The organism is Synechococcus sp. BO 8801, assembly GCF_002252675.1.
Lineage (GTDB): Bacteria > Cyanobacteriota > Cyanobacteriia > PCC-6307 > Cyanobiaceae > Cyanobium.
This window is the reverse complement of sequence record NZ_NQKY01000002.1, coordinates 17513-42862: the sequence shown is the minus strand read 5'-3', so window position 1 is coordinate 42862 and position 25350 is coordinate 17513. Positions and strand designations below refer to the sequence as shown.

Here is a 25350-nt window from a genome sequence, read left to right as displayed (position 1 = left end):
CGTCAACCTGGTACTTGAAACACAAGAGTTCTATGATGACTCTGATTCCTTCAAGAATCGGGGCGACTTGGATTGATTGATCGTAGAACCCCTTGAGGAGCAGAATTCCACTATCCCGAAACGCGTCTATCTCCAGGTCCGTGACTAACGACATTCCAATCTCCTTAGATGCTCTCTCCAACCGACAGTGGCTGGGCGAAGATGCTGCAAGGCAACCGAGGGATCGACGGAAGAATAGAGGTCGAGATTGGCAACGTAAGGTGTAAAGAAGACATCACCCTGATCCCACGGAACTGGATCATAAACCATATACTCCACCCCAATGGACGCAGCCTCAAAAGCCTCATGGCAAAGGTAAGCAGCGGCTCCATGACCCGTTACGTAACGCGTTCCTCCAACCGCCTGCACCAAGCTGAGCACACGGTTCCAGGAGGTGCCCTCCACACCCATGGCTGAGGATCTCATCCTCCTGGCTGGCAAAATTCCCCAGCGCTCGCAGGGAATCTCAGCGCTGGCAATCAGCCGACCAACCACGGACCCGGGGACCATCGTCTCATCGAAGAGCTTGAGGGCCTGCTGCCGATAGGGTCGGACCCTCAAGCTCTGTGACAGCAGGGCGCGATGGGCCAGAAACAACTCCTCCCCCGGCAGCCCCAGATCCATGATCCGTGGAAACGATGCGCCACGCACCAAAGGGATTGTCATCCACTTGGTCGTCTGACCATATCTGACCTGCACTCGATTCGTAAACGAGCCCTTGGAGAACTGAGCATCATCCAGCCAGATCAGAACATCCGCCAAAGCCATCTGGGCCATGAAGCCGACCCAGGGGTAGTACATGGGCTGACTGATGACAACCGTAGTCATACGGTCTCCAGAAGCATCTCCATCATCGTGACATCATGGTAGTGATTCCCATCATAATAATGCTGCTTGAGATGGCCAACCATCCGATACCCAATCGAGGCGTAAAGGTGTAGGGCGATCTGATTATCCGTCCTCACCTGCAGCATCAGCTTGCGAAGGCCCAGATGGTCTCTCGCCTCTTCCGCCAAGGCCACCATGGCGCGGCGGCCCCAGCCAGATCCTTGCCAACGGGGATGCAGGGCAATGCCCACCCAGGCGTACCGATCCAGACCATGGCGGTCCGTCAATTGCACAAAGCCCGCGGTGCTACGGCCATCCAGCTCGATCACCCGAAACCAGCCCATGGTTTCTCTTCGGCTGACCCAGGCCTGGACATCGACCGTCGCCTCAGGGTCAGGATGGGCCAGAAGCCGATGCTGCAAGGGGATGTCCGTGCGCAGCTCCCTGAGGACCTCTTCATCGGCGTGGGGGATATACCGACGCAATTGAAGGGTCATGATCGGCAGCGCAGGTAGCCACCGGGGGATGAGGAAAGGACGAGCTTTCCATTCAGGACCGGATCCGGCTCGAAGCGATCCTGCTCCTGCAGGTAGTCCCGTAAGGCCGACAGAGGTTCGTCTCCCTTGTACCAGATTTTGGAGCGCTTCTTCGGCGCCTGGTCCTCCTCCACATGGCCCACCAAGGTGTCGGCAACCACCAGATAGCATCCCTTGGTCACCATTGGGCCATAGGCGCGGCACTCCTCAAGAACATGCTGGCGGCTGTGATCGCTGTCAAGCACCACCATCACTCGTGCCCCTTCAGGGATCAGACGACGCACCTGCTCAAGGGTTGGGATGTCAACCGATCCACCCTCAATCAGATCCACCCTGTGGGCCAGTGGATGGCTCTGAATCGCCTCGCGATTGTGCGGTCGAATGTCGATATCCACTCCGATGACCCTGCCATTGCCAAGGATCTCCAGGATCGAGGCCATGAACAGGACCGACCCACCCCTGGCGACTCCGGTCTCAATAATGATGTCGGGCTTGCTGTTCCAGATCACTTCCTGTGTGGCGAGGACATCGGCTGGCATCTGGATGATCGGGACACCCATCCACGTCCAGAGATAGGAGTAGTCGTAACGATCAAGTTCGGTGATCAGCGCAAGCGAATGGGAGAACGCCTCATGATCCTGTCCTAAAGCCAGGCAGTTTTGCTCTCTGGACTGCTCAAACTGCTGTCGGTCATCAGTCGTCATGGGGTCAGAGTCGGTGATAAGGAGAACAAAAATGCAGAACAGGTGATTGGCGGATCCCCCTATCCCGTCAGGTGCTGTTGCACGAGTTGATGAATACGCTCTGCGTCCTGCTGGGAAAAACCAGAGTAACTAGGCAGATTAATACTTCTCATATGGATTGTCTCGGAAAGAAAAGGCTGAGAAGAGGCCTTTCGCCCAGGAACAGACGTGGAACTTAGAGGCCAGAAAAAGACACGACCATCAATTCCATGCTCCTGAAACTGCTTCAGCAGTTGATCCCGGTCAAAGGCCACCGAAGGATCCACCACCATGGTCGGCATCCAGTAACCATTGACCACGTGGGACGGCTCCGGGTTCATCTTGACAGGGAGAGATGAAAAGAGCTTGTGGTAGCGGGAGAACGTCTGACGCTTCTCATTGATGAGTTCATCAATTCGCTCTAGTTGCGCACAACCTATGGCAGCCTGGATGTTACTCATCTTGTACTTGAATCCCACCCGCTCAGGCCAGAACTGCCTGGTTTCACCTTTGGCACGGCCATGGTTGGACAAGGTGAGCACCTGTTCGTAGAGCTGGCTATCGTTGGTGACGAACATGCCACCTTCCCCGGTGGTCAGTGTCTTGGTGCCATGAAAGGAAAAAACACCGAAACGGCCCAGGCTTCCTGCCCGCCTGCCATGCCACTGGGAGCCAATCGCTTCTGCGGCATCTTCGATCACAGGGATGCCATAGCGCTCACCGATCTCCAGAAGCCGATCCATGGCGCAGAGGTTGCCGTACAGGTGAACCGCCACAATCGCCTTGGTTCTTGCCGTAATCCCCGCTTCCACCTGATCTGGGTCAAGGCACCAGGTATCGGCAAGAATGTCGACGAAGACCGGCTGGGCCCCCAGATGGACGATGGGCGCGGCCGTGGCCACCCAGTTGGTGTCCGCCATGATGACTTCGTCTCCAGGGCCGATCCCAAGGGCGTGCAAGCCCATGTGCAGCGCTCCCGTACAGCTGCTCGTAGCAAGGGCATGGCCGACGCCGAGGTGCTGACGAAAAGCCTCCTCAAAACGGACGATATAGTCGTAGCAATGCTCACCCCAACCATTGCGGGCAGCATCCGTGGCGTAGGCCACCTCCAGCTCCGTGATTGACGGCCTTGTGTAGGGAATCCTGGGGGGGGAGAAGTCGTCCATGACTCAGATGGCCGAGAGGATGGGGATCGCCACCTTCACGGGTACGTCGATCCTGCCTCTGAGCTGGGCCTTCACTTCGCCCGCCAGGTTCCATGGAAGCACAAGGAGCTCATCAGGCTGCCGCTCCAGAAGATCATCAACATCAATGATGGGAATGTGGCTTCCTGGCAGCCATTTTCCAATCTTGCTGGGGGCCAGATCGGCCACCGCTTCCAGCAGGTCGCTGCGGATCCCGGCGAAATTCAGCAGGGTATTTCCCTTGGCCGCGGCACCATAGGCAAGCACCCGCTTCCCGGACCGGCGGGCAGCCAGCAGATACTCCATCAGCGCAAACTTGGCTTCCAAGGCGCGCTTCTGGCAGCGGTCGTAAGCCTCCAGGGACGTGAGCCCGGCCGTGGACTCCTCCGCAAGGACCCCCTCCACAGCCTGCCGTTCCCGCGGCGTCTGGGCAGCAGCCGCAGGATCTCCGCTACGGGCAAGCCATACCCTCAGGCTGCCGCCGTGGGTGGTGATCTGCTCGGCGTCGAGCACCATCAGCCCGGCATCCTCCGCCATTCGCTGCAGAGTCGTAAGGCTCAGGTAGCTGTAGTGCTCGTGATAGATCGTGTCGAACTGGTTGCCGTCAAGCAATCGCAACAAGTGGGGAAACTCCACAGAGGCCACACCAGATGGCTTGAGAACACGGGAGATTGCCGCCAGGAAGTCATTGATATCTGGGACATGAGCCAGCACGTTGTTGGCCACTAACAGATCGGCCCTGTAACCCTGGGACACCAGCTCGGCGGCAAAATCTCCACCGAAGAATCTCTCGAGTGTGTCGATACCTTTGCTTCTCGCAGCCTCCGCCGTAGCGCGGGTTGGCTCGATGCCGAGGCACGGAATCCCTTGCGCCTTCACGTACTGGAGCAGATAGCCATCGTTGCTGGCCACCTCCACAACCAGACTGCCTGGACCGAGCGAAAGTCGATCGACGGCCGCCTTGACGAACCGCTCAGCATGCTGACACCAGGTGATCGAAGTGCTGGAGAAGTAGGCATAATCCGCGGTGAACAACTCATCGGCTGGTGCATGCATGGGCAGCTGCACGAGCCAGCAGTTCGAGCACACATACACGCGCAGGGGAAAGGTGACTTCCGGCAGACTCAGCTTCGCCTCGCACAGGTAGGCATTGCTGGGCGGCTGATGGCCGAGGTCAATGACTTCATGCTCCAGTGGAGTCCCGCAGTGTCGGCAGTGGTGGGTCACGGCAGGCTCTCCAGCAGGGGCAGCGACCGGTCACGCTCACTCAAGTCCCTGGGCTGCATCGGCCAGTCAATGCCGAGTTGGGGATCGTCCCATCGCACACCGGTCTCCTCCGAAGGGCGATAGGGAGCTCCGTGAAGGTAAAGCAAGGTGCTGTCAGGCTCCAGCACCTGAAACCCATGGGCACAGCCCGTAGGGATCAGCAGTGAGTTCCCGGCTTCGGCGCTGAGGTCCACCGCCACCCAGTGGCCACGCGTGGCGGAGCCCGGCCGCAGGTCAACGGCCACGTCCCAGACACGCCCCACCACGCAGGTGACCAATCGGACCTCCGGAGGCGCCCCCCGTTGGAGATGCAGGCCTCGAAGCGTTCCGGGGCTTGGGTTGTGGCTGAGATTGACCTGCTCGATCGGCCGATCCCCTCCCCAGAGCTGGCTCCAGTCCTCTCGCCGGAAGACATTCAGGAAGCGGCCACGGTGATCGCCATGCGGCCGGCGGCTGATCTCCACCACACCCTCGAGGGCCGTGGCGCGGTGGCTGGTCTCGGCCATCTCAGGCGAGAGCGGGCCGACGCAGCACGGTGAAGGCGTCGAGATCCTCCAGACCCCAGCCATCGGCGATGCCACTGAGGCGCTGAAACGCCACGTCCAGACCGGCCTCCTCTGCAAACCCTCGCATCCGCTCGGCGGTCATGTCGCTGCGGTTGCCGGGATTGTGGGCCCAGTCGCTGTTAGGAGCCACCGTCCCGTAGTTGGAGTGGTGCAGGAACGCACTGCCACCGGGCCGCAGGACGCGCGCAATCTCATGGACATAGGCCCGCACCACGGACGAATCGAAATGAACCATGGAATCAAAGGTATAGACAAGCGACTGGGAACTCGAATCGACCATTGAGAGGGAATCGCCATCGGTAACGAAGTAGCGGAATTTGCAGCCGTCACGCTGCTCACCGAACCGCTCCCTGCAGGCCTCGATGCAATTGGGATTCACATCAATGAGCGTGATCGATCCAGCCAGGCTACGTAAATGCTCTGTATTGCGGCCATGGCCCGGAGCAAGCTCAAGTACGTCAGTGAAGTCAAGATCCTTGATGATGGGCCAGATCACTCCTTCCCACTGCTTCTGGATGTAAGGCTCAGCGTCTCGGTAATAGTTGCCTTCTGCATGGGCGTCACGACACTGGGCAATGGTTTTGAGACGAATCATCTCAAGTGCCACATCACCGCAGACGGAAGCCGCATCCTCCTGATCCAGCCGCTTGGAAGCCTGCAGAAGATCAGCAGCCATTCGATTCTGAAGCTCCTCCTGGAAGCAGAGAACCACGCCACGACGTGTCAGATCATGGGACAGAACCTGTTCGCGGAGGCTGTCGGGAAAGTCAGCCTTGACGAGCCCGATGAGATCAAGCCAGGGCACCAACCGGCCCGGACTTTTCTGGACCCGCTCGATGGCCTGCCTCCTGGAGGACGGAGGACGACTGGCCGACGCTGCGGCGATACGACCCAACTTCCTCCGGATCCTGGCCACCAGCGAACGCATCGAAATCCGATCCACGTCAGAACTCCATTCTCCCATGACATCTGCCCGGGTGCCAGACAGGAGCCATCAGCGCATGCTCCAGTCCAGCTGCGGCCTGACAGCCCCAGGGACTTTATGCACGGCCCCATGGCGGGCTTCATCATGAAGATCCTCGATCACCTCAAAGCAGAACTGATCCTGAACATGGAAATGACAACACTGGGGTATCGGAGTGGTAGCAGCGAAATTGACAGAATAGGTTCCTTCATTGAGAAATCTTGCCGGCAACCAGACCGTCGCTTGGTGGCGTCCCGATGAGGCGGGAGGCTGGGGAAGGGGACTGCTGATGAAGGCACACTGACCCGCCGTGAAAAAATGGAAGTTCGGGATCACCGGTCCCGTGGAAGGATCCAGGAGCTCGTAGGTCATCTCGATGCCGACCTCCCTGTCGATATGGGCATAGCTGACACTTTCACCGGACCGGTCCACCATCCGTGCTCCGACCATGCGGCAAAACCTGTCGCCGGGCGGATCCGCCGTGAGATCGAGAAGCGAGCCTGCCGTTTCCTCGCTGCTGGCGAAATAGGAGGCCGTCACGGACTCCGTGGGGCCGATCTGGGTGACCCTGCCATTCTCCAGCAACATGCACGTATCGCAGAGACTGTTGACCGTGCTGAGGCTGTGGCTGACAAAGAGAACCGTTCGACCCTGGCCGGTGACATCCTTCATCTTGCCGAGGCACTTCTTCTGAAACTGAAGATCACCCACGGCCAGCACTTCATCGATGATCAGGATGTCCGGCTCCAGGTGGGCGGCAACGGCGAACGCCAGACGAACATACATGCCACTGGAATAGCGCTTCACCGGGGTATCGATGAAGCGGTGCACCTCGGCGAAATCAACGATCGCATCGAAGACCTGATCAATCTGCCGGCGTCGCATTCCCAGCAGCGTGCCATTGAGATAGATGTTCTCGCGGCCGCTGAGCTCGGGGTGAAAACCGGTACCCACTTCCAGCAGGGAGCCCACCCGGCCGCGGATCTCGGCCATGCCGGTGGTGGGCTCCGTGATCCGGGACAGGATCTTCAGCAGGGTGCTCTTGCCCGCCCCGTTCCGGCCGATCACACCAAAGACCTTCCCCCGGGGAACCTCGAAATCCACATCCCGCAAGGCCCAGAAGATCTCGCTGCTCATCCGCTGCCGCGGCCCCTTGCCCTGCCAGGGCCAACGACGCCGGGAGCCACCCTCGGCGGCCTCGACTGGGGGTTCCGCCAGGCCCAGATGGTCAATCTTGTAGGACTTGCCTAGGGAGCGAACGGTGACGGCAATATCTGAAGTCGCAGTCATACGATATCGGCGAAGCCCCTTTCAATCTTCTGGAACACGGCCATGCCGATCGCCAGGGAAGCGACCAGCCCCGACAGCATGCTCGCCATCATGGTGACGGTGATCGGCACACCGCCGAGCACCGACCAGCGAAATCCTTCAATCAGCCCCACCGTTGGATTGAGCGAATACAGAAATTGCCAGCGCTCAGGGATCAACGAAGAGGAATAGACGATCGGTGTCAGATAGTTCCAGGCCTGCAGGGCAAACGGCACCGCATAACCGAAGTCCCGATGATAGACATTCAGCGAGGCCACGATCAGCGTCAGCCCCAGGCCCATCAGGAACGCCGCCAGCAGAAAGAAGGGGGCGGCCAGCAGATGCCAGCCCAGGCCGATGCCGAAAAGCGCCAGCAGCACCACCAGGACCCCAAGGCTGACCAGGCCATCCACAACCACCGACCCCATCGAGGCCAGAGGAATGATCAGACGGGGGAAATAGATCTTGGAAAGCAGACCGGAATTGGCCACCAAGCTGGTGCCGGCCCTGCCGATCGAGTTGCTGAACAGCCCCCAGGGAATCAGGCCCGTGAACACCATCAGCAGATAGGGCTGACCATTGCTGGGCAATCGGGCGAAGTTGCCGAACAGCACGGCAAAGATCACGGCCGGCACCAGCGGCTGCAGGATCACCCAGACCGCTCCTAGGCTCGTCTGCTTATAGCGCAGCTTGATATCGCGAAGAGCCAGGAAATACAGGAGATCGCGATACTCAACGATCTCCTTCCACTCGAAGAATGAAAAGCGGCGCCTGGGCTGAATGCGAGTGACGCTCATATTGCGGGACTGGGTGATCAGGGGAGGCTGTCACGCCGTCACCCTGTCGACCTCAGACCACCAGCAGGCTCATGCCCCAGTTGACCAGCACCAGGGCCACCCAGGCGGCGCCGCCGATCAGGATCAGGCGGTTGGAGCGGCCGCTGTCCTCGGTGCTCGCGTAGAGCACCGGCACCGCCACGATCAGGGCGAAGGACATCACCACCAGGGCCAGAACGGTGAGGGTATTGAGGATCTGCATGGGGCAGGAAGGCTCGGGGCCGGATCAGGCAGCGTTGGGGATCCTGCCATGCAGCGCGGGACCCTGCCCGCCGCCGGAGCCATCCTTCACACGTTGTCGGGCGCGAACAGATCCCCGGCGGCGGCCAGGGCCCCCAGACCGGGGGCGGCGGCGTCCTTGGGGGCCAGCAGGGGCTGGTGGGGCGCCGGCAGCTCCCCCAGGGGCCAGTCGATGCCGATGGCCGGGTCGTTCCAGGCCAGGGAGCGCTCGCACTCCCGGCTCCAGTAGCCGGCGGTCTTGTACTGCACCTCGGCCACCGGGCTCAGGGTCAGGAAGCCATGGGCGAAGCCCACCGGCACCCAGAGCTGGTGCTGGTTCTCGGCGCTGAGCCGCTCGCCCACCCACTGGCCCAGGGTGGGGGAGTCCCGGCGCAGGTCGACGGCCACATCGAAGACCTCCCCGACGGTGCAGCGCACGAGCTTGCCCTGGGGGTGCGGCGCCCGCTGGAAATGCAGGCCCCGCAGCACCCCCTGCACGGAGCGGGAGTGGTTGTCCTGCACGAACTCAGGGGCGTCGGCGTCCTCCTTGCCGAGGGCCTCGGCGAAGCGGCGCCGGTTCCAGCTCTCGCTGAACCAGCCGCGCTCATCGGCGTAGACCGCCGGGGTGAGCAGCAGGGGGCCGTCGATGGCCAGGAACTGAACGTTCATCGTTGGGGCTCCAGGGCCTGGTGGTCGCTGGCGGCCTCCTGCAGCAGGCGCAGCAGGTAGTCGCCGTAGCCGGATTTCTTCAGGGGCAGGGCCAGCCGCTCCAGCTGGCCGTGGTCGATCCAGCCCAGGCGCCAGGCCACTTCCTCCGGGCAGCCCACCTTGAGGCCCTGGCGCTTTTCAAGGGTGCGGATGTAGCTGGCGGCCTCGTGCAGGGAATCGGGTGTGCCGGTGTCCAGCCAGGCCATGCCGCGGCCCATCAGCTCCACCCGCAGCAGGCCCTCATCGAGGTAGAGCTGGTTGAGGTCGGTGATCTCCAGCTCGCCCCGCGGCGAGGGACGCACCTGCCGGGCCCGCTCCACCACCGTGTGGTCGTAGAAGTACAGGCCCGTGACCGCATAGCGGCTGCGCGGCTGGGGCGGCTTCTCCTCGATGCTCAGCACCCGGCCATCGCCGCTGAACTCCACCACCCCGTAGCGCTCCGGATCGCTCACCGGGTAGGCGAACACGGTGGCCCCGGGCCGCTCGCCATTGGCCCCCTGCAGCTGGGGGATCAGGTCGTGGCCATGGAACAGGTTGTCCCCCAGCACCAGGGCCGCCGGTGCGCCGTCGAGGAACTCGGCGCCGATCAGGAACGCCTGGGCCAGCCCATCGGGGCTGGGCTGCACCGCATAGCGGATCTCCATGCCCCAGCCAGATCCGTCTCCGAGCAACCGCTCAAAGGCCGGCTGGTCGGTGGGGGTGGTGATCACCAGCACCTCGCGGATGCCCGCCAGCATCAGGGTGCTGAGCGGGTAGTAGATCATCGGCTTGTCGTACACCGGCACCAGCTGCTTGCTGACGGCGGTGGTGAGGGGGGCCAGGCGCGTGCCGCTGCCCCCCGCCAGGATCAGTCCCTTGCGGTTCATGGCGTCGGCTGCGGCAGTGCGGCCATCAGGCTGCCCATCTCCAGGGCCTGGAGGCCGTAGCTCCAGCCCAGGTTGCTCTTGATGCCGGCCCGCTCGAGGGCCTGCTGCAGGGTGTCGGTGGTGAGCACCCCGAAGATCACCGGCACGCCGGTGTCGCGGGCCACGGCGGCCACCCCCTTGCTCACCTCGGCCACCACCACGTCGAAGTGGGGGGTGTCGCCCCGGATCACCGCCCCCAGGGTGATGACCACCTGGTAGCGACCGCTGGCGGCCAGCCGCTGGGCCACCAGGGGAATCTCGAAGCTGCCCGGCACCCAGGCCACGTCGAGCTGGGTGCTCTCGGGGCTGACGTCGATGCCGTGGCGGGAGAGGGAATCGAGGCAGCCGCTGAGCAGCTTGCCGGTCACCAGATCGTTGAAGCGGGCGATCACCAGGCCGATCCGCAGACCGGCGACATCGGTGAAGCGACCTTCGAAAACCGTCAAGGGGTCAGACCATGAAGAAGCTCATGCCCCAGTTGAGCAGCACCAGGGCCACCCAGGCCAGCCCCCCGACCCGATCCCCTTACGATCGGGACGCTCCTGACGGCGGACCCATGGCCAGGGAAGTCCAGCAGCAGCTCACGCTCGCGGACGATCCGGCCCTGCAGGGGGACCTGTTCGGGGGCACGCCCGAGCCCACCGTGCTGGCGCCGGAGTCGGCTTCAGCGTCGGAGTCGGATGGGGACGCCCCGGACGACCAGGCCCTGCTGGCCGACGCCAGCGCCCGGCCCCGCCCCCGACGGCAGCGGCCAGCGGCCACGGCCACCGGCACCGAGGGCGACGGCGAGCAGGCCGGTGACCCGGGCGGTGGCGACGCCAGCGGCGCCCCGACGCCGCCCGGCGACGCCGACCCGGAGCCCGATGGCGACCTGCCCCGCTGGCACCACCATTCCCTGGTGGACCCGGAGGCGCTCACGCCGGTGCTGCGGCACTACGTGGAGCTGAAGGCGGCCCATCCGGACCGGGTGCTGCTCTACCGCCTCGGCGACTTCTACGAGTTCTTCTTCGAGGACGCGATCCTGCTCTCGCGTCTGCTCGAGCTCACCCTCACCGGCAAGGACGCCGGCAAGGCCCTGGGCCGGGTGCCGATGGCGGGCATCCCCCACCACGCCGCCGAGCGCTACTGCGCCGACCTGGTGCGCCGCGGCCTCAGCGTGGCCCTCTGCGACCAGCTGGAGGCCACCCCCGCCAAGGGGGCCCTGCTGCGCCGCGGCATCACCCGGGTGCTCACCCCCGGCACGGTGCTGGAGGAGGGCATGCTGGCGGCCCGCCGCAACAACTGGCTCTGCGCCGTGGTCCTCGACGGGGACGGCAGCGCAGCGGGCCGCTGGGGTCTGGCCGTCGCCGACGTCAGCACCGGCGAGTTCCGGGTGACCGAGCGCACGGGCAGCGGCAGCCTGCATCAGGAGCTGCTGCAGCTGGAGCCCGCCGAGGTGGTGTGGCCCGGCCCGGCGGAGGCGCCCGCCTGGTGCCCCGAGGGTCTGCGGCTCACCCCCCTGGCCCGCACCCCCTTCGACGCCACCGAAGCCGACGCCCTGCTGCGCCGCCGCTTCCGCCTGGCCAGCCTCGATGGCCTGGGGCTGGGGGAGGCGCCCCTGGCGCTGCGGGCCGCCGGGGGCCTGCTGGCCTACCTGGACACCACCCAGGCCGAACCTGCGGCCATCCCGCTGGAGATGCCCCGGCTCTGGCACGCCGGCGACCAGCTGGTGCTCGACGCCCAGACCCGCCGCAACCTGGAGCTCACCCGCACCCAGCTGGGCGGCGCCCTGCAGGGCTCCCTGCTCTGGGCCCTCGACCGCACCGCCACCGCCATGGGGGGCCGCTGCCTGCGCCGCTGGATCGAGGCCCCCCTGGTGGATCGCGCCGCGATCCTGGAGCGGCAGGAGGCGGTGAGTGAGCTGGTGGAGCAGCGGCCCCTGCGGCTGGGGCTGCGCCGGCTGCTGCGCCCCATGGGGGATCTGGAGCGGCTGGCGGGGCGGGCCGGCGCCGGCAGTGCCTCCGCCCGCGACCTGGTGTCCCTGGCCGACGGCCTCGAGCGGCTGCCCCGCCTGGCGGCCCTGGTGGCCCCCTGCCGCAGCGGCCCCCTGGCGGCCCTGAAAGGTCCCTGGCCCGAGCTGGCCGCCCTGGCCGAGGAGGTGCGCCACCACCTGGTCGACACGCCGCCCCTGTCGCTGAGTGAAGGCGGGCTGCTCCATGACGGGGTCGATCCCGTGCTCGACGGCCTGCGCAACCAGCTCGACGACCAGGAGGCCTGGCTCTCCCGGCAGGAGGCGATCGAACGGCGGGCCAGCGGCAACCCCAACCTGCGCCTCCAGTACCACCGCACCTTCGGCTACTTCCTGGCCGTGAGCCGTGCCCGGGCCGCGGCCGTTCCGGACCACTGGATCCGCCGCCAGACCCTGGCCAACGAGGAGCGCTTCGTCACCCCGGAGCTCAAGGGACGCGAGGGCAGGATCCTGCAGCTGCGGGCCCGGGCCTGCCAGCGGGAATACGACCTCTTCTGCGACCTGCGCCGCCGGGTGGGGGAGGCGGCCGGGCCGGTGCGGGCGGCCGCCCGGCGGGTGGCGGAACTCGATGCCCTGGCCTCCCTGGCGGAGGTGGCGGCCACCGGCGGCTACTGCCGGCCCGAACTCAGCGAGGGCCGCGAGCTGGTGATCGAGGCGGGGCGCCATCCGGTGGTGGAGCAGCTGCTGGTCGATGCGTCCTTCACCGCCAACGACCTGCAGCTGGGGTCTCCGGAGGCCGACGGAGCACCGGCGCCGGACCTGATCGTGCTCACGGGCCCCAATGCCAGCGGCAAGAGCTGCTATCTGCGCCAGAGCGGCCTGCTGCAGCTGATGGCCCAGATCGGCAGCTGGATCCCGGCCCGCTCCGCCCGCCTCGGCATCGCCGACCGCATCTTCACCCGGGTGGGGGCGGTGGACGACCTGGCCAGCGGCCAGTCCACCTTCATGGTGGAGATGGCCGAGACCGCCAACATCCTTCACCACGCCAGCCCCCGCTCCCTGGTGCTGCTCGACGAGATCGGCCGGGGCACGGCCACCTTCGACGGCCTCTCGATCGCCTGGGCCGTGGCGGAACACCTGGCCGAGGGCATCGGCGCCCGCACGATCTTCGCCACCCACTACCACGAGCTCAACGAGCTCGCCGAGCTGCTGCCCAACGTCGGCAACGCCCAGGTGCTGGTGGAGGAGACCGGCAACGACCTGGTGTTCCTGCACCGGGTCTGCCGGGGAGGCGCCAGCCGCAGCTACGGCATCGAGGCGGCCCGGCTGGCGGGCGTTCCCGCCTCAGTGGTGCTGCGGGCCCGCCAGGTGCTGGGCCGCATCGAGGCCAACAGCCATGTGGCGGTGGGACTTCAGGGGGGACCCAGAGCGGCCTGATCCAGCCAGGCCCGCCGCAGCAGGGCATTGGCGGCGGCGCCCACCAGTCCGGCGCCGCCCTTGCTGCCCTCCAGGCGGATCTGGGGGAGGGCACTGGCGGCGAGATGGCGCTTGCTCTCGGCCACCCCCACGAACCCCACCGGCATGCCGATCACCAGGGCCGGGGCGGCGATGGTTCCGGCCTCCACCAGCTCCAGCAGCCGCTCCAGGGCCGTGGGGGCGCTGCCCACCAGCACCACCGCGCCCGGGTGCTCCACCAAGGCCCGCTCCATGCCCGCCGCCGCCCGGGTGCCGCCGGCGGGGGCGACGGCGGGGGCCCAGGCCAGCACGGAAAGGACCGGATTGGCGAAGGTGCGCCGGGCCATGGGCGCCACGGCCGCCGCGGCCATCGCCGTGTCGGTGAGGATCGGCGCGCCGGCCGCCAGGGCGTTGAGGCCGGCGGCGCAGGCCCCCGGCCCAATACGCAGATCCGGCGCCAGGGCCAGGTCGCCGCTGCTGTGGACCAGGCGCTCGAGCACCTCCTGCTCCACCCCCTCCAGGCCGGTGGGCCCCAGCCAGGCGCGGATGCGGCGCACACTCTCCCGGAAGATCGGATGGTCGAGGGAGGCCTCGAAGCTTTTGCTCGCCTGGCGCGGCATGGGGGCACCGGGACGGTAAGCGGCGAGGCTACGAGATGCGCCCTGGCCGTACTCCCGGTGGGCGGGGGCCTCTGCCGAGCCAAATCAAAACCTGTACATTGTGTACAGAACTCGAATTCGGCCGCCAACACCATGGACACCCTCGGCGTCCTGGAGGCCAGGAAGCGTTTCCCCGAGCTGCTTGATCGTGCCCACGGGGGCGAGGAGACCCTGATCTCGCGCCACGGCCACCCGGTGGCGGCCCTGGTGCCGCTCTGGCGTCGCCACCGTCCCCAGCGGCAGGCCCTGATCGCCCTCAACGGCAGCGGCCGCGACTGCTGGCCGGACCCGCTCCCGCCGAGCCAACCTTGGCCGCCCCAGCCCCTCAAAGGCGCCGGCGCACTGGCCCTCGGATCGGCCGTGGCCATCGACGCCACGGTGCTGATTCCCTGGCTGCGCGGCGATGCCTCCAGCCGCCGGCACGAGCCCCTGATCGCCGCGATCGCCGCCGGCCACTGGCGCGGGGTCCTGAGCATGGCCACCCTGAGGACGCTGGTGGAGGGGCCGCTGCTCCGGGGGGACGAGACCCTGGCGGCCCGCTACGAAGCCGTGTTCAGCGATCCTGCGGCCTGGACCCTGGTGAGCCTCACGCCCCAGGTCGCCCTGGCGGCGGCACGCCTGCAGCGGCCCGGCACCGGGCCGGCCCTGGGGCCCGATGGCGCCCTGGAGCTGGCCTCGGCCCTGCATGGCGGGGCCACGGCGATGATCAGCCGGGACCCCCGCCTGCTCGCCTCCCTGCCCCTGCCGGCGGGGCCGCCCCTGCCCTGATGCCGATCCACCTCTACTGGGGCGACGACGAGGCCGCCCGCCAACGGGCCCTGGCGGACCGGATCGAGGCCCTGGTGGATCCCGCCTGGGCTTCGATCAACCTCAGCCGGCTGGATGGGGCCGATGCCGTCCAGGCGGCCCGGGCCCTCGAGGAGGCCCGCACCTCCCCCTTCGGCGCCGGGGCCCGGGTGGTGGTGCTGCAGCGCAGCCCCTTCTGCCAGGCCTGCCCGGCGGAGCTGGCGGCCCAGCTGGAGGCCTCAGTCGCGCTGATCCCGGACGACTGCCACCTGTTCCTGGTCAGCGACGGCAAGCCCGACGCCCGGCTGCGCACCACCAAGCGCCTGCGGACCCTGGCCGAGGAGCAGTCCTTCACCCTGCCGCCGATCTGGGATGGGGCCGGTCAGATCGAACGGGTGGAGAGCGCCGCCCGGGCCCGGGGCCTGACCCTGGCGCCGGCGGCGGCCGAGGCCCTGGCCGAGGCGATCGGCAGCGACGGGATGCGGCTCGCCAGCGAGCTGGAGAAGCTGGCGCTCCACGCCGGCGGCGGTGGCAGCGGCCGTGGTGGGCCGATCACCGCCGAGGCGGTGGCCGCCCTGATCGGCGGCCAGGTCACCAGCAGCCTGGCCGTGGGCGACGCCCTGCTGGCCCAGCACCCGGCCGAGGCGATCGCCCTGGTGGAGGCCCTGCTGGAGGTGGGCGAGCCCGCCCTGCGCATCGTGGCGGCCCTGGCCAGCCAGATCCGGGGCTGGCTGTGGGTGTGCCTGCTGGAGCGCAGCGGCGAGCAGGACGTGGCCGTGATCGCCAAAGCGGCGGGGATCGGCAATCCCAAGCGGATCTACGTGATGCGCAAGCAGATCCGCGGCCGCAGCCCCGAGCAACTGCTGGCCCTGCTGCGCCGCCTGCTCGACGTGGAGGCCGCCCTCAAGCGCGGCGCCGACCCCGGCGACGCCTTCCGGGACGGCTTCCTGCTGGCCGCCCTGGCGCAGCCCGGGAGCGCCCCGCGTCGATAATCGGCCCGGATGCGCCGGCAACGCGGGAATGGCCCTGTTGATTCAGAAGTTCGGGGGGACCTCGGTGGCGGACACCGAGCGGATCCGGGCGGTCGCCCGCCGCATCGCCGCCAGCCGCGAGGAGGGCCACGAGCTGGTGGTGGTCGTGTCGGCCATGGGTCACACCACCGACCAGCTGACCGGCATGGCCGCCAGCCTCTGCAGCGATCCCCCCCGCCGGGAGATGGACATGCTGCTGGCCACGGGCGAGCAGGTGTCGATCGCCCTGCTGTCGATGGCCCTCCATGCCGAAGGCGTGCCCGCCGTCTCGATGACCGGCACCCAGGCCGGGATCATCACCGAATCGGCCCATGGCCGGGCCCGGATCCTGGAGGTGCGCACCGAACGGCTGCGCCGCCTGCTGGAGGACGGCCATGTGGTGGTGGTGGCCGGCTTCCAGGGCACCAGCAGCGGCCACGCCGGCACCCCGGAGATCACCACCCTGGGCCGCGGCGGTTCCGACACCTCCGCGGTGGCGCTGGCGGCCGCCCTCGGCGCCGACGGCTGCGAGATCTACACCGACGTGCCCGGGGTGCTGACCACCGACCCCCGCAAGGTGAGCGATGCCCAGCTGATGGACAGCGTCAGCTGCGACGAGATGCTGGAACTGGCCAGCCTTGGAGCCGCGGTGCTCCACCCCCGGGCCGTGGAGATCGCCCGCAACTACGGGGTGCCCCTGACGGTTCGCTCCAGCTGGAGCCAGGCCCCCGGCACCCGGCTGACCAGCGGTCCGGCCCGGCCGATCGGCAGTGAGGGGCTGGAGCTGGGCCGGCCCGTCGACGGGGCGGAGCTCGAGGCCGACCAGGCCGTGCTGGCCCTCTCCCACGTGCCCGACCGACCGGGGGTGGCCGCCACCCTGTTCGAGGCCCTCGGCGGCGCCGGTCTGAACGTGGACCTGATCGTCCAGGCGATCCACGAGGGCGCCAGCAACGACATCGCCTTCACCCTGGCGGCGTCGGAGATGGAGCGCGCCCACCAGGTGTGCCAGGAGGTGCTGGCGGCCATGGGGGCCGATGGGGCCATGCTCTCGGCCGAGGCGGGCATGGCCAAGCTGAGCATCGCCGGGGCCGGCATCCTGGGCCGCCCGGGCGTGGCGGCCCGCCTGTTCGACACCATGGCCCGCCTCGGCATCAATCTGCGCCTGATCGCCACCAGCGAGGTGAAGGTGAGCTGCGTGGTGGATGGCCAGCTGGGCGCCCGGGCCCTGCGGGCCGCCGGCGAGGCCTTCGAGCTCGCCGACCAGCAGCTCCGCCACGATCCGCCCCCCTGCCACCTGGGGGATCCGGCGGTGCGGGGCGTGGCCCTCGACCGCGACCAGGTGCAGGTGTCGGTGCGGCGGGTGCCCGACCGGCCGGGGGCGGCCGCGGCCATCTGCCGGGCCCTGGCCGATGCGGGCATCAGCCTCGACGCCATCGTGCAGTCGGAGCGCACCCACGGCGGGCCGGAGGACCGGCGGCGGGACATGAGCTTCACCCTGCGGCGCGACGACCGGCCGGGGGCCGAGCGGGCCCTGGCCCCGATCCTGCGCCAGTGGGACGGCGCCTGCTTCGAAGAAGGCCCGGCCATCGCCAGGGTCAGCGCCGTGGGAGCCGGGATGGCCTGCACCGCCGGCACGGCGGCGCGGATGTTCCGTTCCCTGGCCGATGCGGGCATCAACATCTCCCTGATCGCCACCAGCGAGATCCGCACCAGCTGCGTGGTGGCGGAGGCCGATGGGGTGCGCGCCCTGCAGGCGGTGCACCAGGCCTTCGGCCTCGGTGGCGCGACTCGGCATGCGGCCCAGGGGACAGAAGCTCCCTAGGCTTGGGGCCGCGCCAGGGTCGGGGCATGTTGGTTCGGTTCTGGGGAACCCGCGGTTCGATCGCCAAGCCCGGCCCGGACACCTTCCGCTTCGGCGGCAACACCTCCTGCGTCGAGGTCCGCTCCGACGCCGGCACCCTGCTGGTGATCGACTGCGGCACCGGCGCCCACGGCCTGGGGCAGGCCCTGATGCAGGAGCGGCCCGACGGCATCGAAGGCTCGCTGCTGATCAGCCACACCCACTGGGACCACATCCAGGGCTTTCCCTTCTTCGCCCCCTTCTTCGCCCCTGGCCACACCTGGGACGTCTTCGGCCCCAGCGGCCTCTCGGGAAGCCTGCGCAGCGTGCTCTCCGGCCAGATGCAGCACGCCTACTTCCCCGTCACCCTCGAGCAGTTCGCCGCCACGATCCGCTACCACGACCTGCACGAGGGCACCTTCCGGATCGGGGACGTGACGATCACGACCCACCTGCTCAACCATCCCGCCCTCACCCTGGCCTACCGGCTCCAGGCGGACGGGGCCACGGTCATCTACTGCTGCGACCACGAACCCCACGCGCCCGAACTGGCCAGCGGCATCGGTCCGCTCTCCGGCCAGGACCTGCACTACGCCGAGTTCATCGAGGGGGCCGACCTGGTGATCCACGACGCCCAGTACACGGCCCTGGAGTTCCCGGCCAAGCTCGGCTGGGGCCACAGCTCGGTGGAGTACGCGGTGCGCATCTGCGAGGAGGCCGGGGTGGCCCGGCTGGTGCTCACCCACCACGACCCGCTGCGCAACGACGCGACCATCGACCTGATCCTGGCTGGTGTGCGCGCCGATCTGGCCGAGCGGGGCGCCCCCCTCGAGGTGCTGGCGGCTTCGGAGGGCCTGGTGCTGCGCACCACCCCCCGCACACCCGAGGCCGCAGCCGGCGCGCCTTCGGCCGAAGCTGGGGCCGAAACGGGGGAGGCGCCCGGACCCGGGGCCCTCAGTGGCGATCCCGGCGGCCCCCCGGCCCTGGTCTGGGTGACGGACAGGGATCTGGAGGCGGCCCTCACCACCGCCCTGCGGCTCGAAGGTCTGCCCTTCCATGTGGCCGGCGGCGAAGCCGATCTGGAGCAGCGTCTCGAGCGCGACGGGGCGTCCCTGCTGCTGCTGGAGCAGGCACTCCCCGTCCGCGATGGCCCCGGGCTGGTCCGCCGGCTGCGGGAGTCCGCGGCGACGGGGCTGGCCGAGACCCCGGTCGTGATGCTGGCGGCCGTGGAGGAGCAGGCCCGCTACGACGATCCCCTGGTCAGCGAGTGGCTGGTGCTGCCCGTCTCCGAGAGCTTCCTGCGGGCCCGGCTGCGGGCCTGGAGCCTGCGCACCCCCTGCCGCTGGGAGCGGGCCCGGCCGCCGCAGGACGAGGAACGGCGCCTGCGGCGGCTGGCGGAGCTGGGCCTGCTTGACACAGAACGGGAGGAGCGCTTCGACCGGCTGACCCGGATCGCCGCAGCCGCCTTCGATGTGCCGATCGCCCTGATCAGCCTGATCGATGCCGAGCGGCAGTGGTTCAAGTCCTGCCATGGCCTGGCCACCTGCCAGACCTCCCGCGATCTGGCCTTCTGCGCCCATGCGATCCTCCAGCGCTCGGACCTGCTGGTGGCGGACACCTGGCTCGACGAGCGCTTCGCCGAGAATCCCCTGGTGCTGGGGGAACCCCGGATCCGCTTCTACGCCGGCTCGCCCCTGATCCTCGAGGACGGCACCTGCCTGGGCACGCTGTGCCTGATCGACACCCGCCCGCGTCAGCTCAGCGGCGCCGAGCTCTCCCTGCTCCACGACCTGCGCGATCTGGTGCTTCTGGAGCTGTCCCCCCAGCCATGGCCCGTCGCCGTCCACCATTCCTGAACGGGCTCGCCGGGGTCCTGCTGCTGCCGGCCCTGGCCAGCTGCCAGCCCGCAGCCGTCTCCGCCCCGGTGCGCAGTGTGCCGGTGGTGGGCGGCCTCGAGCACCCCTGGGCCGTGGCCTGGCTGCCGGGCGGCGACCTGCTGATCACGGAGCGGCCGGGCCGGCTGCGCCTGGTGCGGGGCGGTGTGCTGCAGGCCGAGCCGATCCGCGGCGTGCCGGAGGTGCTGGCCGCCGGCCAGGGGGGCCTGCTGGACGTGGCCGTCCATCCCGACTTCGCCACCAACCGCTGGATCTATCTCACCTATGCGGCCGGCAGCGCCGAGGCCAACCACACCCGGCTGGCCCGGGCCCGCTTCGACGGCCGCGCCCTCAGCGATGTGCAGGTGCTGTACGCGGTGCCGCAGCGCAAGAGCGGCGCCCAGCACTTCGGCTCCCGCCTGCTCTGGCTCCCGGATGGCACCCTGCTGCTGGCCATCGGGGACGGGGGCAATCCTCCGATCGAACTGGAGGGGCAGCCGATCCGCACCCAGGCCCAGAACCCGGGCAGCGCCCTGGGCAAGGTGCTGCGCCTGAACGCGGACGGCAGCGCCGCCAGGGGCACCCCCTTCGCCGCCAAGCCTGGTGCCCTGCCGGGACTCTGGAGCCTCGGGCACCGCAACATCCAGGGGCTGGCCCTCGATCAGCGAACGGGCCGGGTCTGGGCCAGCGAACACGGCGCCCGCGATGGCGACGAGCTCAACCGGATCGAGGCCGGCGTGAACTACGGCTGGCCGCGGGTAACCCACAGCCGCGAGTACTTCGGCCCGCCGATCGCACCGGCCACCAGCGCCCCGGGCCTGCGGGATCCGGTTCTCGTCTGGACGCCCGCCATCGCCCCCTCCGGCCTGGCGGTCTACGACGGCGATCGCTATCCGGGCTGGCGCGGTGATCTCTTCGCCGGCGGACTGGTGTCGCGGCAGGTGCATCGGCTGCGCCTGGATCCGGAGGGATCGGTGACACCCCAGCAGGAGATTCCGATCGGCGCCCGGGTGCGGGACGTGCGCCAGGGACCGGATGGATTCCTTTATGTGCTCACCGACGGGGCCGGCGATGGCCAGCTGCTGCGCCTGGAACCCATCGGAGCTCCCTGATGTCTGGATTAGGGTTCAATCTCTTTCGAACCATCACCTTTCCCATGGGACGGAGATTCTCATGATCCGACCCGAGGAGATCGCGGAGGGCCTGGCGAAGGGTGAGTTTTTTCTCGAGTATCTGCCGATCCTGTCCCTCCCGGATCTCCGCTGCATCGGAGCCGAAGCCCTGATCCGCTGGCGGCGGGCCGATGGCTCTCTGGTGATGCCCGGAGAGTTCATCCCGTCCCTGGAGTCCACCCCCGCCGCGGGTGTGCTCACCTACTGGGTGATCGAGACTGCGGCGGCGGAACTCAAGGACTGGTTACGGCGCCATGCCGACGTGCATCTCAGTCTCAACGTTCCACCGGAGATCACCGGACGGGGCGGGGTCTATTACGCCGCGATGAAATCCGGCCTGGCCGACATGATTCCCCAGCTGATTCTGGAGGTCACCGAGCGGGGGCTTCCCGATGCCCTGGGCCTGGCGGGCATGTTCCAGGCCCAGCAACTCGGCATCAAGATGGCGCTCGATGACGTCAGCCTGCTGCGGGGCGCCAATCTCGCCATCCTCGGCCGTTGCCCCTTCGACATCATCAAGGTGGATCGCGAGATGCTGGCCATGATCACCCCGGAGACGCCCAATCCTGAGTGGCTGGACGGACTCACCGCCCTGATCCGCTCGTCCCGGCTGATGGTCATCGCCGAAGGGGTCGAGACGGACCAGCAACTCCAGGTGCTGATGCAGGCGGGGGTCCAGGCCGCCCAGGGCTTCCTCCTGTCCCCTCCGATCTCCGCCGCCGCCCTGATCGGCTTCCATCAGCGAACCAATGGTCCGCAGGACGCCGACGGGGACCTCCAGCCGTGAAGTAGGAAGGACGACATTCACGCAAGAATCCCATGGCCCGGCGCGCCGCCACCTCCTTTCTGAGCGACTTCAAGGCGTTCATCAACAAGGGCAATGTGGTCGATCTTGCGGTGGCCGTCGTCATCGGTGGTGCCTTCGGCAAGGTGGTGGATGCCATCGTCAGCCTGGTGATGACCAACCTGCTGGAGCCGGCCCTGAAGGCGGCGCAGGTGGATTCGATCAGTGCCTGGCCCGCCGGCACGGTGATCGTGGCCCTGATCAACTTCCTGGTGATCGCCTTCGTGGTGTTCCTGATCGTGCGGGCCATCGAGGCGATGAAACGCCAGGAGGAGATCAAGGCCGCCGATGCCGGGCCCGATCCCCAGGCCGAACTGGCGGCCGCCGCCAACCGCCTGGCCGAAGCCCTGGATCGGCGGGCGCTCTAGGCCGCAGCGGCGGTGGGTGCCCTAGGCCGCGGGCCGGCCCACCAGCTTGTGGCGCAGGTTCTTGATCCGGTCCCTCAGGTTGGCGGCCTCCTCGAACTCCAGGCTCTTGGCCGCCGCCTTCATCTTGTCCTCCAGCTGGGTGATCAGCTCGGGCAGGGCATCGAGGGGCACCTCGTTCTGCTCGGCCTGCTCGGCCGCCACCTCCAGCTGGTCGTCGGTGAGCCGGCGGGAGAGCTCCAGGAAGGAGAGGATCGCATTGCCCGCCCGCTTGCCGGCGGGGGTGGGGGTGATGCCGTGGCGTTCGTTGTAGGCGTGCTGGATGACCCGGCGCCGCTCGGTCTCGGAGATCGCCTTGGCCATCGAGTCGGTGAGGTTGTCGGCGTAGAGCAGCGCCACCCCGTCGATGTGGCGCGCCGCCCGGCCGATGGTCTGGATCAGGGAGCGCTCCGCCCGCAGGAAGCCCTCCTTGTCGGCATCGAGGATCGCCACCAGGGACACCTCGGGCAGGTCGAGGCCCTCCCGCAGCAGGTTGACGCCCACGAGCACGTCGTAGGCGCCATTGCGCAGGTCCTGGATGATCTCGATCCGCTCGATCGAATGGATCTCCGAGTGCAGATAGCGCACCCGCACCCCGTTCTCGGCCAGGTAGTCGGTGAGGTCCTCGGCCATGCGCTTGGTGAGGGTGGTGACCAGCACCCGCTCCTGCCGATCCGCCCGCACCCGGATCTCGCCGAGCAGGTCGTCCACCTGACCCTCCGAGGGGCGCACCTCCACGATCGGATCGAGAACGCCGGTGGGGCGGATCACCTGCTCCACCACCTGGCCCTTGCTCTGGGCCAGCTCCCAGGCCCCGGGGGTGGCCGAGACGAAGATGGTCTGGCGGGCCTTTTCCCAGAACTCGTCCCCCTTCAGGGGCCGGTTGTCGGCGGCGCTGGGCAGCCGGAAACCGTGCTCGATCAGCACCTGCTTGCGGCTCTGGTCGCCGTTGTACATGGCCTGCAACTGGGAGCAGGTGACGTGGCTCTCATCCACCACCAGCAGCCAGTCGTCGGGGAAGTAGTCGATCAGGCATTCGGGCGGCGTACCGGCCTCCCGGCCCGCCAGATGCCGGGCGTAGTTCTCCACCCCGTTGCAGTAACCCACCTGCTCCAGCATCTCCAGGTCGTAGGTGGTGCGCTGCTCGAGTCGCTGGGCCTCCAGCAGACGCCCCTGGCCGTTGAGCAGCTCGAGCCGTTCGCGCAGTTCGGCCCGGATCGCCTGGATCGCCCCCTGCAGCCGCTCCTTGGGGGTCACGAAGTGCTTGGCCGGGTAGATGTTGATCGTCTCCAGGCTCTGGAGGATCTCGCCGGTGGTGGGATCGACGTAACGGATCGCCTCCACCTCATCACCGAACAGCTCGATCCGCACCAGCCGGTCCTCGTAGGCCGGGCCGATCTCCAGCACGTCGCCCCGCACCCGGAAGCGGCCGCGGCTGATCTCGATGTCGTTGCGGGAGTACTGGTTGTTGACCAGATCCCGCAGGGAGCCGCGCAGATCCAGCTTGTCGCCCACCTCGAACTTCACGGCGGCCTTGAGGTATTCCGAGGGGATGCCGAGGCCGTAGATGCAGCTGATCGAGGCCACCACGATCACATCGCGGCGCTCGAACAGCGACCGGGTGGCCGAGTGCCGCAGCATGTCGATCTCCTCGTTGATCGAGGCGGTCTTGGCGATGTAGGTGTCCGAGACGGGAACGTAGGCCTCGGGCTGGTAGTAGTCGTAGTAGGAGATGAAGTATTCGACGGCATTGTTGGGGAAGAATTCCCGCAGCTCGTTGCAGAGCTGGGCCGCCAGGGTCTTGTTGTGGGCCAGCACCAGGGTGGGACGCCCCGTACGGGCGATCACGTTGGCGATCGAGAAGGTCTTGCCGGTGCCGGTGGCGCCGAGGAGGGTCTGGAAGCGTTCGCCCCCGTCGACGCCTTTCACCATCGCCTCGATGGCGGCGGGTTGGTCGCCCTTTGGTTCGTAGGGCGCGTGAAGCTGGAATGGCATCGGACCATTCTGGCGGTCACGAACGGGGAACGGCCCGGCAGGGAAAACCGGTCAGCCCACCCCGGAGGCCGCCGCCATCGCCCGGGTCAGGGGCACATCCAGGCCCATCCAGCCCAGCACCACGCTGCTCAGCACGCTGTAGGCCAGGGCCCCGAGGATGGCGCTGATCAGACCGTTGTGAAGCCGGAACCCCTTGATCAGCCAGGCGGCCAGGCTGAACAGGATGATCGTGATCAGCCAGTTGAACAGGAACGACACCGGGCTGATCAGGCCCCCCAGGGAGGAGACGAACCAGACCGGCCCCAGCAGGAGCTTCAGGGGGAGGATCAGCAGGGTGCCCAGCAGGGCGATGACAATGGCCGACAGCAGGGCGGCGGAAAAGCTCGCCAGCTCCACCCCCACGGGCAGTCGCGCCACCAGCAGCAGAATGAGGGCCCGGATCGGCCATTGAAGGAGCCAGGTGAGGGAGCCCATGGGGAGCGATGCCGCAACCCTTTCACCTTACTGAGGCTGTTCGCTTTGAACCATCGACGCCACGGGCAGGGCCTCCCGCAGGGCACGCACCACCGCCACCATGGCGAGCTCATCGTCGAGGCGGTTGACGGCGGAGCCCACGCCCACACCGGCGGCACCGGCGGCCAGGGCCATCGGCACCGTGACAGCGGAAAGCCCGGAGGCGCACAGCACCGGCACATCCACCGCCCGGCTGATGGCATGGGCGGCCGCCAGGGTCGGGGCGGCCTTCTCGATCAGGCCCAGGGCACCGGCGCTGAGAGGACGGGCGCTGGTCCCGCCCTCCGTCTGGATCAGATCGGCGCCGGCGGCCACCAGCTCCACCGCCAGCCGCTCCTGCTCGTCGAGGGGCAGGGTGTGGGGCACGGTGACCGAGAGCACGGTCTCCGGCAGCAGCGCCCGGGTGCGACGGGTGAGCGCGAGCACTTCGTCGGCACCGAAGATCCGCCCCTGGGGATAGAAGCTGTCGTAGTTGCCGATCTCCACCATGGCGGCACCGGCCTCGACGGCGGGCGGGAACAGGGCGGGATCCACGGCCGAGACGCAGACCGGCAGACCCGGTGCCAGCGCCACGGCCAGGCGGACGAGGGTGGGGTCACAGGCCAGATCCACCAGGTCGGCGCCGCCGGCGGCGGCGGCCCGGACCACCCGCTGCACCCGGGCCGCGTCGAAGTTGTCGAGGCCGGCGATGACCTTCAGCGCCCGCCCCTGACGGATCGCCTGCTGCAGGGCGGTGGGCAGGCTGGAAAGGCGGGTCATCGGCGGACGG

Annotated in this window: 25 protein-coding genes; 8 read left to right on the top strand and 17 right to left on the bottom strand. The window is 67.8% G+C overall.

Annotation, left to right across the window (positions count from 1 at the left end):
- Positions 1-144: 144 nt before the first annotated feature.
- The 13 genes from CJZ86_RS01720 to ribH form a co-directional block, all read right to left on the bottom strand.
- On the bottom strand, positions 145-840 hold the full coding sequence (locus CJZ86_RS01720) for a WbqC family protein (protein ID WP_233133777.1): 696 nt from the start codon (positions 838-840) through the stop codon (positions 145-147).
- Between the two features lie 23 nt (positions 841-863).
- Positions 864-1364 (bottom strand): GNAT family N-acetyltransferase, encoded by a 501-nt coding sequence (locus CJZ86_RS01715; protein WP_094584252.1) that lies wholly within the window; start codon positions 1362-1364, stop codon positions 864-866.
- Complete coding sequence (locus tag CJZ86_RS01710; RefSeq protein WP_094584251.1) at positions 1361-2107, bottom strand: cephalosporin hydroxylase family protein; 747 nt, start codon at positions 2105-2107, stop codon at positions 1361-1363. The genes CJZ86_RS01715 and CJZ86_RS01710 overlap by 4 nt, the downstream gene beginning before the upstream one ends.
- Before the next feature lie 59 nt (positions 2108-2166).
- Entirely contained in the window at positions 2167-3291 is a 1125-nt protein-coding gene (locus CJZ86_RS01705) for a DegT/DnrJ/EryC1/StrS family aminotransferase (protein ID WP_094584250.1), read from the bottom strand.
- Positions 3292-3294: 3 nt separating this feature from the next.
- Entirely contained in the window at positions 3295-4536 is a 1242-nt protein-coding gene (locus CJZ86_RS01700) for a class I SAM-dependent methyltransferase (protein WP_094584249.1), read from the bottom strand.
- On the bottom strand, positions 4533-5081 hold the full coding sequence (locus CJZ86_RS01695; RefSeq protein WP_094584248.1) for a dTDP-4-dehydrorhamnose 3,5-epimerase family protein: 549 nt from the start codon (positions 5079-5081) through the stop codon (positions 4533-4535). Before CJZ86_RS01695 ends, CJZ86_RS01700 begins: the two co-directional genes overlap by 4 nt.
- 1 nt (position 5082) lies before the next feature.
- A complete protein-coding gene (locus CJZ86_RS01690) occupies positions 5083-6069 on the bottom strand; it encodes a class I SAM-dependent methyltransferase (protein WP_158219481.1) in 987 nt (328 codons plus the stop codon).
- Positions 6070-6135: 66 nt separating this feature from the next.
- The gene (locus CJZ86_RS01685; RefSeq protein ID WP_233133776.1) at positions 6136-7242 is read right to left on the bottom strand and encodes an ABC transporter ATP-binding protein; all 1107 of its coding nucleotides are present in this window, start codon (positions 7240-7242) and stop codon (positions 6136-6138) included.
- A gap of 149 nt (positions 7243-7391) precedes the next feature.
- Positions 7392-8210, bottom strand: a complete 819-nt coding sequence (locus tag CJZ86_RS01680; RefSeq protein ID WP_094584245.1) for an ABC transporter permease — start codon at positions 8208-8210, stop codon at positions 7392-7394.
- Positions 8211-8262: 52 nt separating this feature from the next.
- Positions 8263-8451 (bottom strand): photosystem II reaction center protein PsbZ, encoded by a 189-nt coding sequence (gene psbZ / locus CJZ86_RS01675; protein ID WP_094584244.1) that lies wholly within the window; start codon positions 8449-8451, stop codon positions 8263-8265.
- Positions 8452-8537: 86 nt separating this feature from the next.
- Complete coding sequence (rfbC, locus tag CJZ86_RS01670; protein WP_094584243.1) at positions 8538-9137, bottom strand: dTDP-4-dehydrorhamnose 3,5-epimerase; 600 nt, start codon at positions 9135-9137, stop codon at positions 8538-8540.
- Entirely contained in the window at positions 9134-10042 is a 909-nt protein-coding gene (rfbA, locus tag CJZ86_RS01665) for a glucose-1-phosphate thymidylyltransferase RfbA (protein WP_094584242.1), read from the bottom strand. The genes rfbC and rfbA overlap by 4 nt, the downstream gene beginning before the upstream one ends.
- Positions 10039-10527, bottom strand: coding sequence for a 6,7-dimethyl-8-ribityllumazine synthase (gene ribH, locus CJZ86_RS01660; protein ID WP_094584241.1), 489 nt, complete (start codon positions 10525-10527; stop codon positions 10039-10041). Before ribH ends, rfbA begins: the two co-directional genes overlap by 4 nt.
- Positions 10528-10637: 110 nt before the next feature.
- Between ribH and mutS the strand changes: the two genes are divergently transcribed.
- Positions 10638-13466 (top strand): DNA mismatch repair protein MutS, encoded by a 2829-nt coding sequence (gene mutS, locus CJZ86_RS01655; RefSeq protein WP_094584240.1) that lies wholly within the window; start codon positions 10638-10640, stop codon positions 13464-13466.
- Here the strand turns inward: mutS and CJZ86_RS01650 are convergent.
- The gene (locus tag CJZ86_RS01650) at positions 13442-14104 is read right to left on the bottom strand and encodes a precorrin-8X methylmutase (RefSeq protein WP_094584239.1); all 663 of its coding nucleotides are present in this window, start codon (positions 14102-14104) and stop codon (positions 13442-13444) included. The genes mutS and CJZ86_RS01650 overlap by 25 nt on opposite strands.
- A 132-nt stretch (positions 14105-14236) precedes the next feature.
- On the opposite strand from CJZ86_RS01650, the gene CJZ86_RS01645 reads away from it, so the two are divergent.
- The 7 genes from CJZ86_RS01645 (at position 14237) to mscL (ending at position 22037) form a co-directional block, all read left to right on the top strand.
- On the top strand, positions 14237-14911 hold the full coding sequence (locus tag CJZ86_RS01645) for a type II toxin-antitoxin system prevent-host-death family antitoxin (RefSeq protein ID WP_158219480.1): 675 nt from the start codon (positions 14237-14239) through the stop codon (positions 14909-14911).
- Entirely contained in the window at positions 14911-15921 is a 1011-nt protein-coding gene (gene holA, locus CJZ86_RS01640; RefSeq protein ID WP_094584237.1) for a DNA polymerase III subunit delta, read from the top strand. Before CJZ86_RS01645 ends, holA begins: the two co-directional genes overlap by 1 nt.
- Positions 15922-15949: 28 nt before the next feature.
- A complete protein-coding gene (locus CJZ86_RS01635) occupies positions 15950-17761 on the top strand; it encodes an aspartate kinase (RefSeq protein WP_094584236.1) in 1812 nt (603 codons plus the stop codon).
- Between the two features lie 26 nt (positions 17762-17787).
- Entirely contained in the window at positions 17788-19635 is a 1848-nt protein-coding gene (locus CJZ86_RS01630) for an MBL fold metallo-hydrolase (protein WP_094584235.1), read from the top strand.
- Positions 19608-20765, top strand: coding sequence for a PQQ-dependent sugar dehydrogenase (locus tag CJZ86_RS01625; protein ID WP_094584234.1), 1158 nt, complete (start codon positions 19608-19610; stop codon positions 20763-20765). The genes CJZ86_RS01630 and CJZ86_RS01625 overlap by 28 nt, the downstream gene beginning before the upstream one ends.
- 61 nt (positions 20766-20826) lie before the next feature.
- A complete protein-coding gene (locus CJZ86_RS01620) occupies positions 20827-21612 on the top strand; it encodes an EAL domain-containing protein (RefSeq protein ID WP_158219479.1) in 786 nt (261 codons plus the stop codon).
- Between the two features lie 32 nt (positions 21613-21644).
- Entirely contained in the window at positions 21645-22037 is a 393-nt protein-coding gene (gene mscL, locus CJZ86_RS01615) for a large conductance mechanosensitive channel protein MscL (protein ID WP_094584232.1), read from the top strand.
- A gap of 21 nt (positions 22038-22058) precedes the next feature.
- Here the strand turns inward: mscL and uvrB are convergent, their stop codons facing one another.
- From uvrB to CJZ86_RS01600, 3 genes are read right to left on the bottom strand one after another with little or no spacing between them, the layout of a single operon-like run.
- Positions 22059-24068, bottom strand: coding sequence for an excinuclease ABC subunit UvrB (uvrB, locus tag CJZ86_RS01610; RefSeq protein ID WP_094584231.1), 2010 nt, complete (start codon positions 24066-24068; stop codon positions 22059-22061).
- 51 nt (positions 24069-24119) lie between these two features.
- Positions 24120-24542, bottom strand: a complete 423-nt coding sequence (locus tag CJZ86_RS01605; protein ID WP_094584230.1) for a phage holin family protein — start codon at positions 24540-24542, stop codon at positions 24120-24122.
- A gap of 27 nt (positions 24543-24569) precedes the next feature.
- The gene (locus CJZ86_RS01600) at positions 24570-25340 is read right to left on the bottom strand and encodes a DUF561 domain-containing protein (RefSeq protein WP_094584229.1); all 771 of its coding nucleotides are present in this window, start codon (positions 25338-25340) and stop codon (positions 24570-24572) included.
- Positions 25341-25350 lie beyond the last annotated feature (10 nt).

Bases quoted from the DNA above. Each gene is read 5' to 3' on its own strand.
- CJZ86_RS01720 (WP_233133777.1), bottom strand. From the start codon at position 840: ATGTACTACCCCTGGGTCGGCTTCATGGCCCAGATGGCTTTGGCGGAT.
- CJZ86_RS01715 (WP_094584252.1), bottom strand. From the start codon at position 1,364: ATGACCCTTCAATTGCGTCGGTATATCCCCCACGCCGATGAAGAGGTC.
- CJZ86_RS01710 (WP_094584251.1), bottom strand. From the start codon at position 2,107: ATGACGACTGATGACCGACAGCAGTTTGAGCAGTCCAGAGAGCAAAAC.
- CJZ86_RS01705 (WP_094584250.1), bottom strand. From the start codon at position 3,291: ATGGACGACTTCTCCCCCCCCAGGATTCCCTACACAAGGCCGTCAATC.
- CJZ86_RS01695 (WP_094584248.1), bottom strand. From the start codon at position 5,081: ATGGCCGAGACCAGCCACCGCGCCACGGCCCTCGAGGGTGTGGTGGAG.
- CJZ86_RS01690 (WP_158219481.1), bottom strand. From the start codon at position 6,069: ATGCGTTCGCTGGTGGCCAGGATCCGGAGGAAGTTGGGTCGTATCGCC.
- CJZ86_RS01685 (WP_233133776.1), bottom strand. From the start codon at position 7,242: ATGAGCAGCGAGATCTTCTGGGCCTTGCGGGATGTGGATTTCGAGGTT.
- CJZ86_RS01680 (WP_094584245.1), bottom strand. From the start codon at position 8,210: ATGAGCGTCACTCGCATTCAGCCCAGGCGCCGCTTTTCATTCTTCGAG.
- psbZ (WP_094584244.1), bottom strand. From the start codon at position 8,451: ATGCAGATCCTCAATACCCTCACCGTTCTGGCCCTGGTGGTGATGTCC.
- rfbC (WP_094584243.1), bottom strand. From the start codon at position 9,137: ATGAACGTTCAGTTCCTGGCCATCGACGGCCCCCTGCTGCTCACCCCG.
- rfbA (WP_094584242.1), bottom strand. From the start codon at position 10,042: ATGAACCGCAAGGGACTGATCCTGGCGGGGGGCAGCGGCACGCGCCTG.
- mutS (WP_094584240.1), top strand. From the start codon at position 10,638: ATGGCCAGGGAAGTCCAGCAGCAGCTCACGCTCGCGGACGATCCGGCC.
- CJZ86_RS01650 (WP_094584239.1), bottom strand. From the start codon at position 14,104: ATGCCGCGCCAGGCGAGCAAAAGCTTCGAGGCCTCCCTCGACCATCCG.
- CJZ86_RS01645 (WP_158219480.1), top strand. From the start codon at position 14,237: ATGGACACCCTCGGCGTCCTGGAGGCCAGGAAGCGTTTCCCCGAGCTG.
- holA (WP_094584237.1), top strand. From the start codon at position 14,911: ATGCCGATCCACCTCTACTGGGGCGACGACGAGGCCGCCCGCCAACGG.
- CJZ86_RS01635 (WP_094584236.1), top strand. From the start codon at position 15,950: ATGGCCCTGTTGATTCAGAAGTTCGGGGGGACCTCGGTGGCGGACACC.
- CJZ86_RS01630 (WP_094584235.1), top strand. From the start codon at position 17,788: ATGTTGGTTCGGTTCTGGGGAACCCGCGGTTCGATCGCCAAGCCCGGC.
- CJZ86_RS01625 (WP_094584234.1), top strand. From the start codon at position 19,608: ATGGCCCGTCGCCGTCCACCATTCCTGAACGGGCTCGCCGGGGTCCTG.
- CJZ86_RS01620 (WP_158219479.1), top strand. From the start codon at position 20,827: ATGATCCGACCCGAGGAGATCGCGGAGGGCCTGGCGAAGGGTGAGTTT.
- mscL (WP_094584232.1), top strand. From the start codon at position 21,645: ATGGCCCGGCGCGCCGCCACCTCCTTTCTGAGCGACTTCAAGGCGTTC.
- uvrB (WP_094584231.1), bottom strand. From the start codon at position 24,068: ATGCCATTCCAGCTTCACGCGCCCTACGAACCAAAGGGCGACCAACCC.
- CJZ86_RS01605 (WP_094584230.1), bottom strand. From the start codon at position 24,542: ATGGGCTCCCTCACCTGGCTCCTTCAATGGCCGATCCGGGCCCTCATT.
- CJZ86_RS01600 (WP_094584229.1), bottom strand. From the start codon at position 25,340: ATGACCCGCCTTTCCAGCCTGCCCACCGCCCTGCAGCAGGCGATCCGT.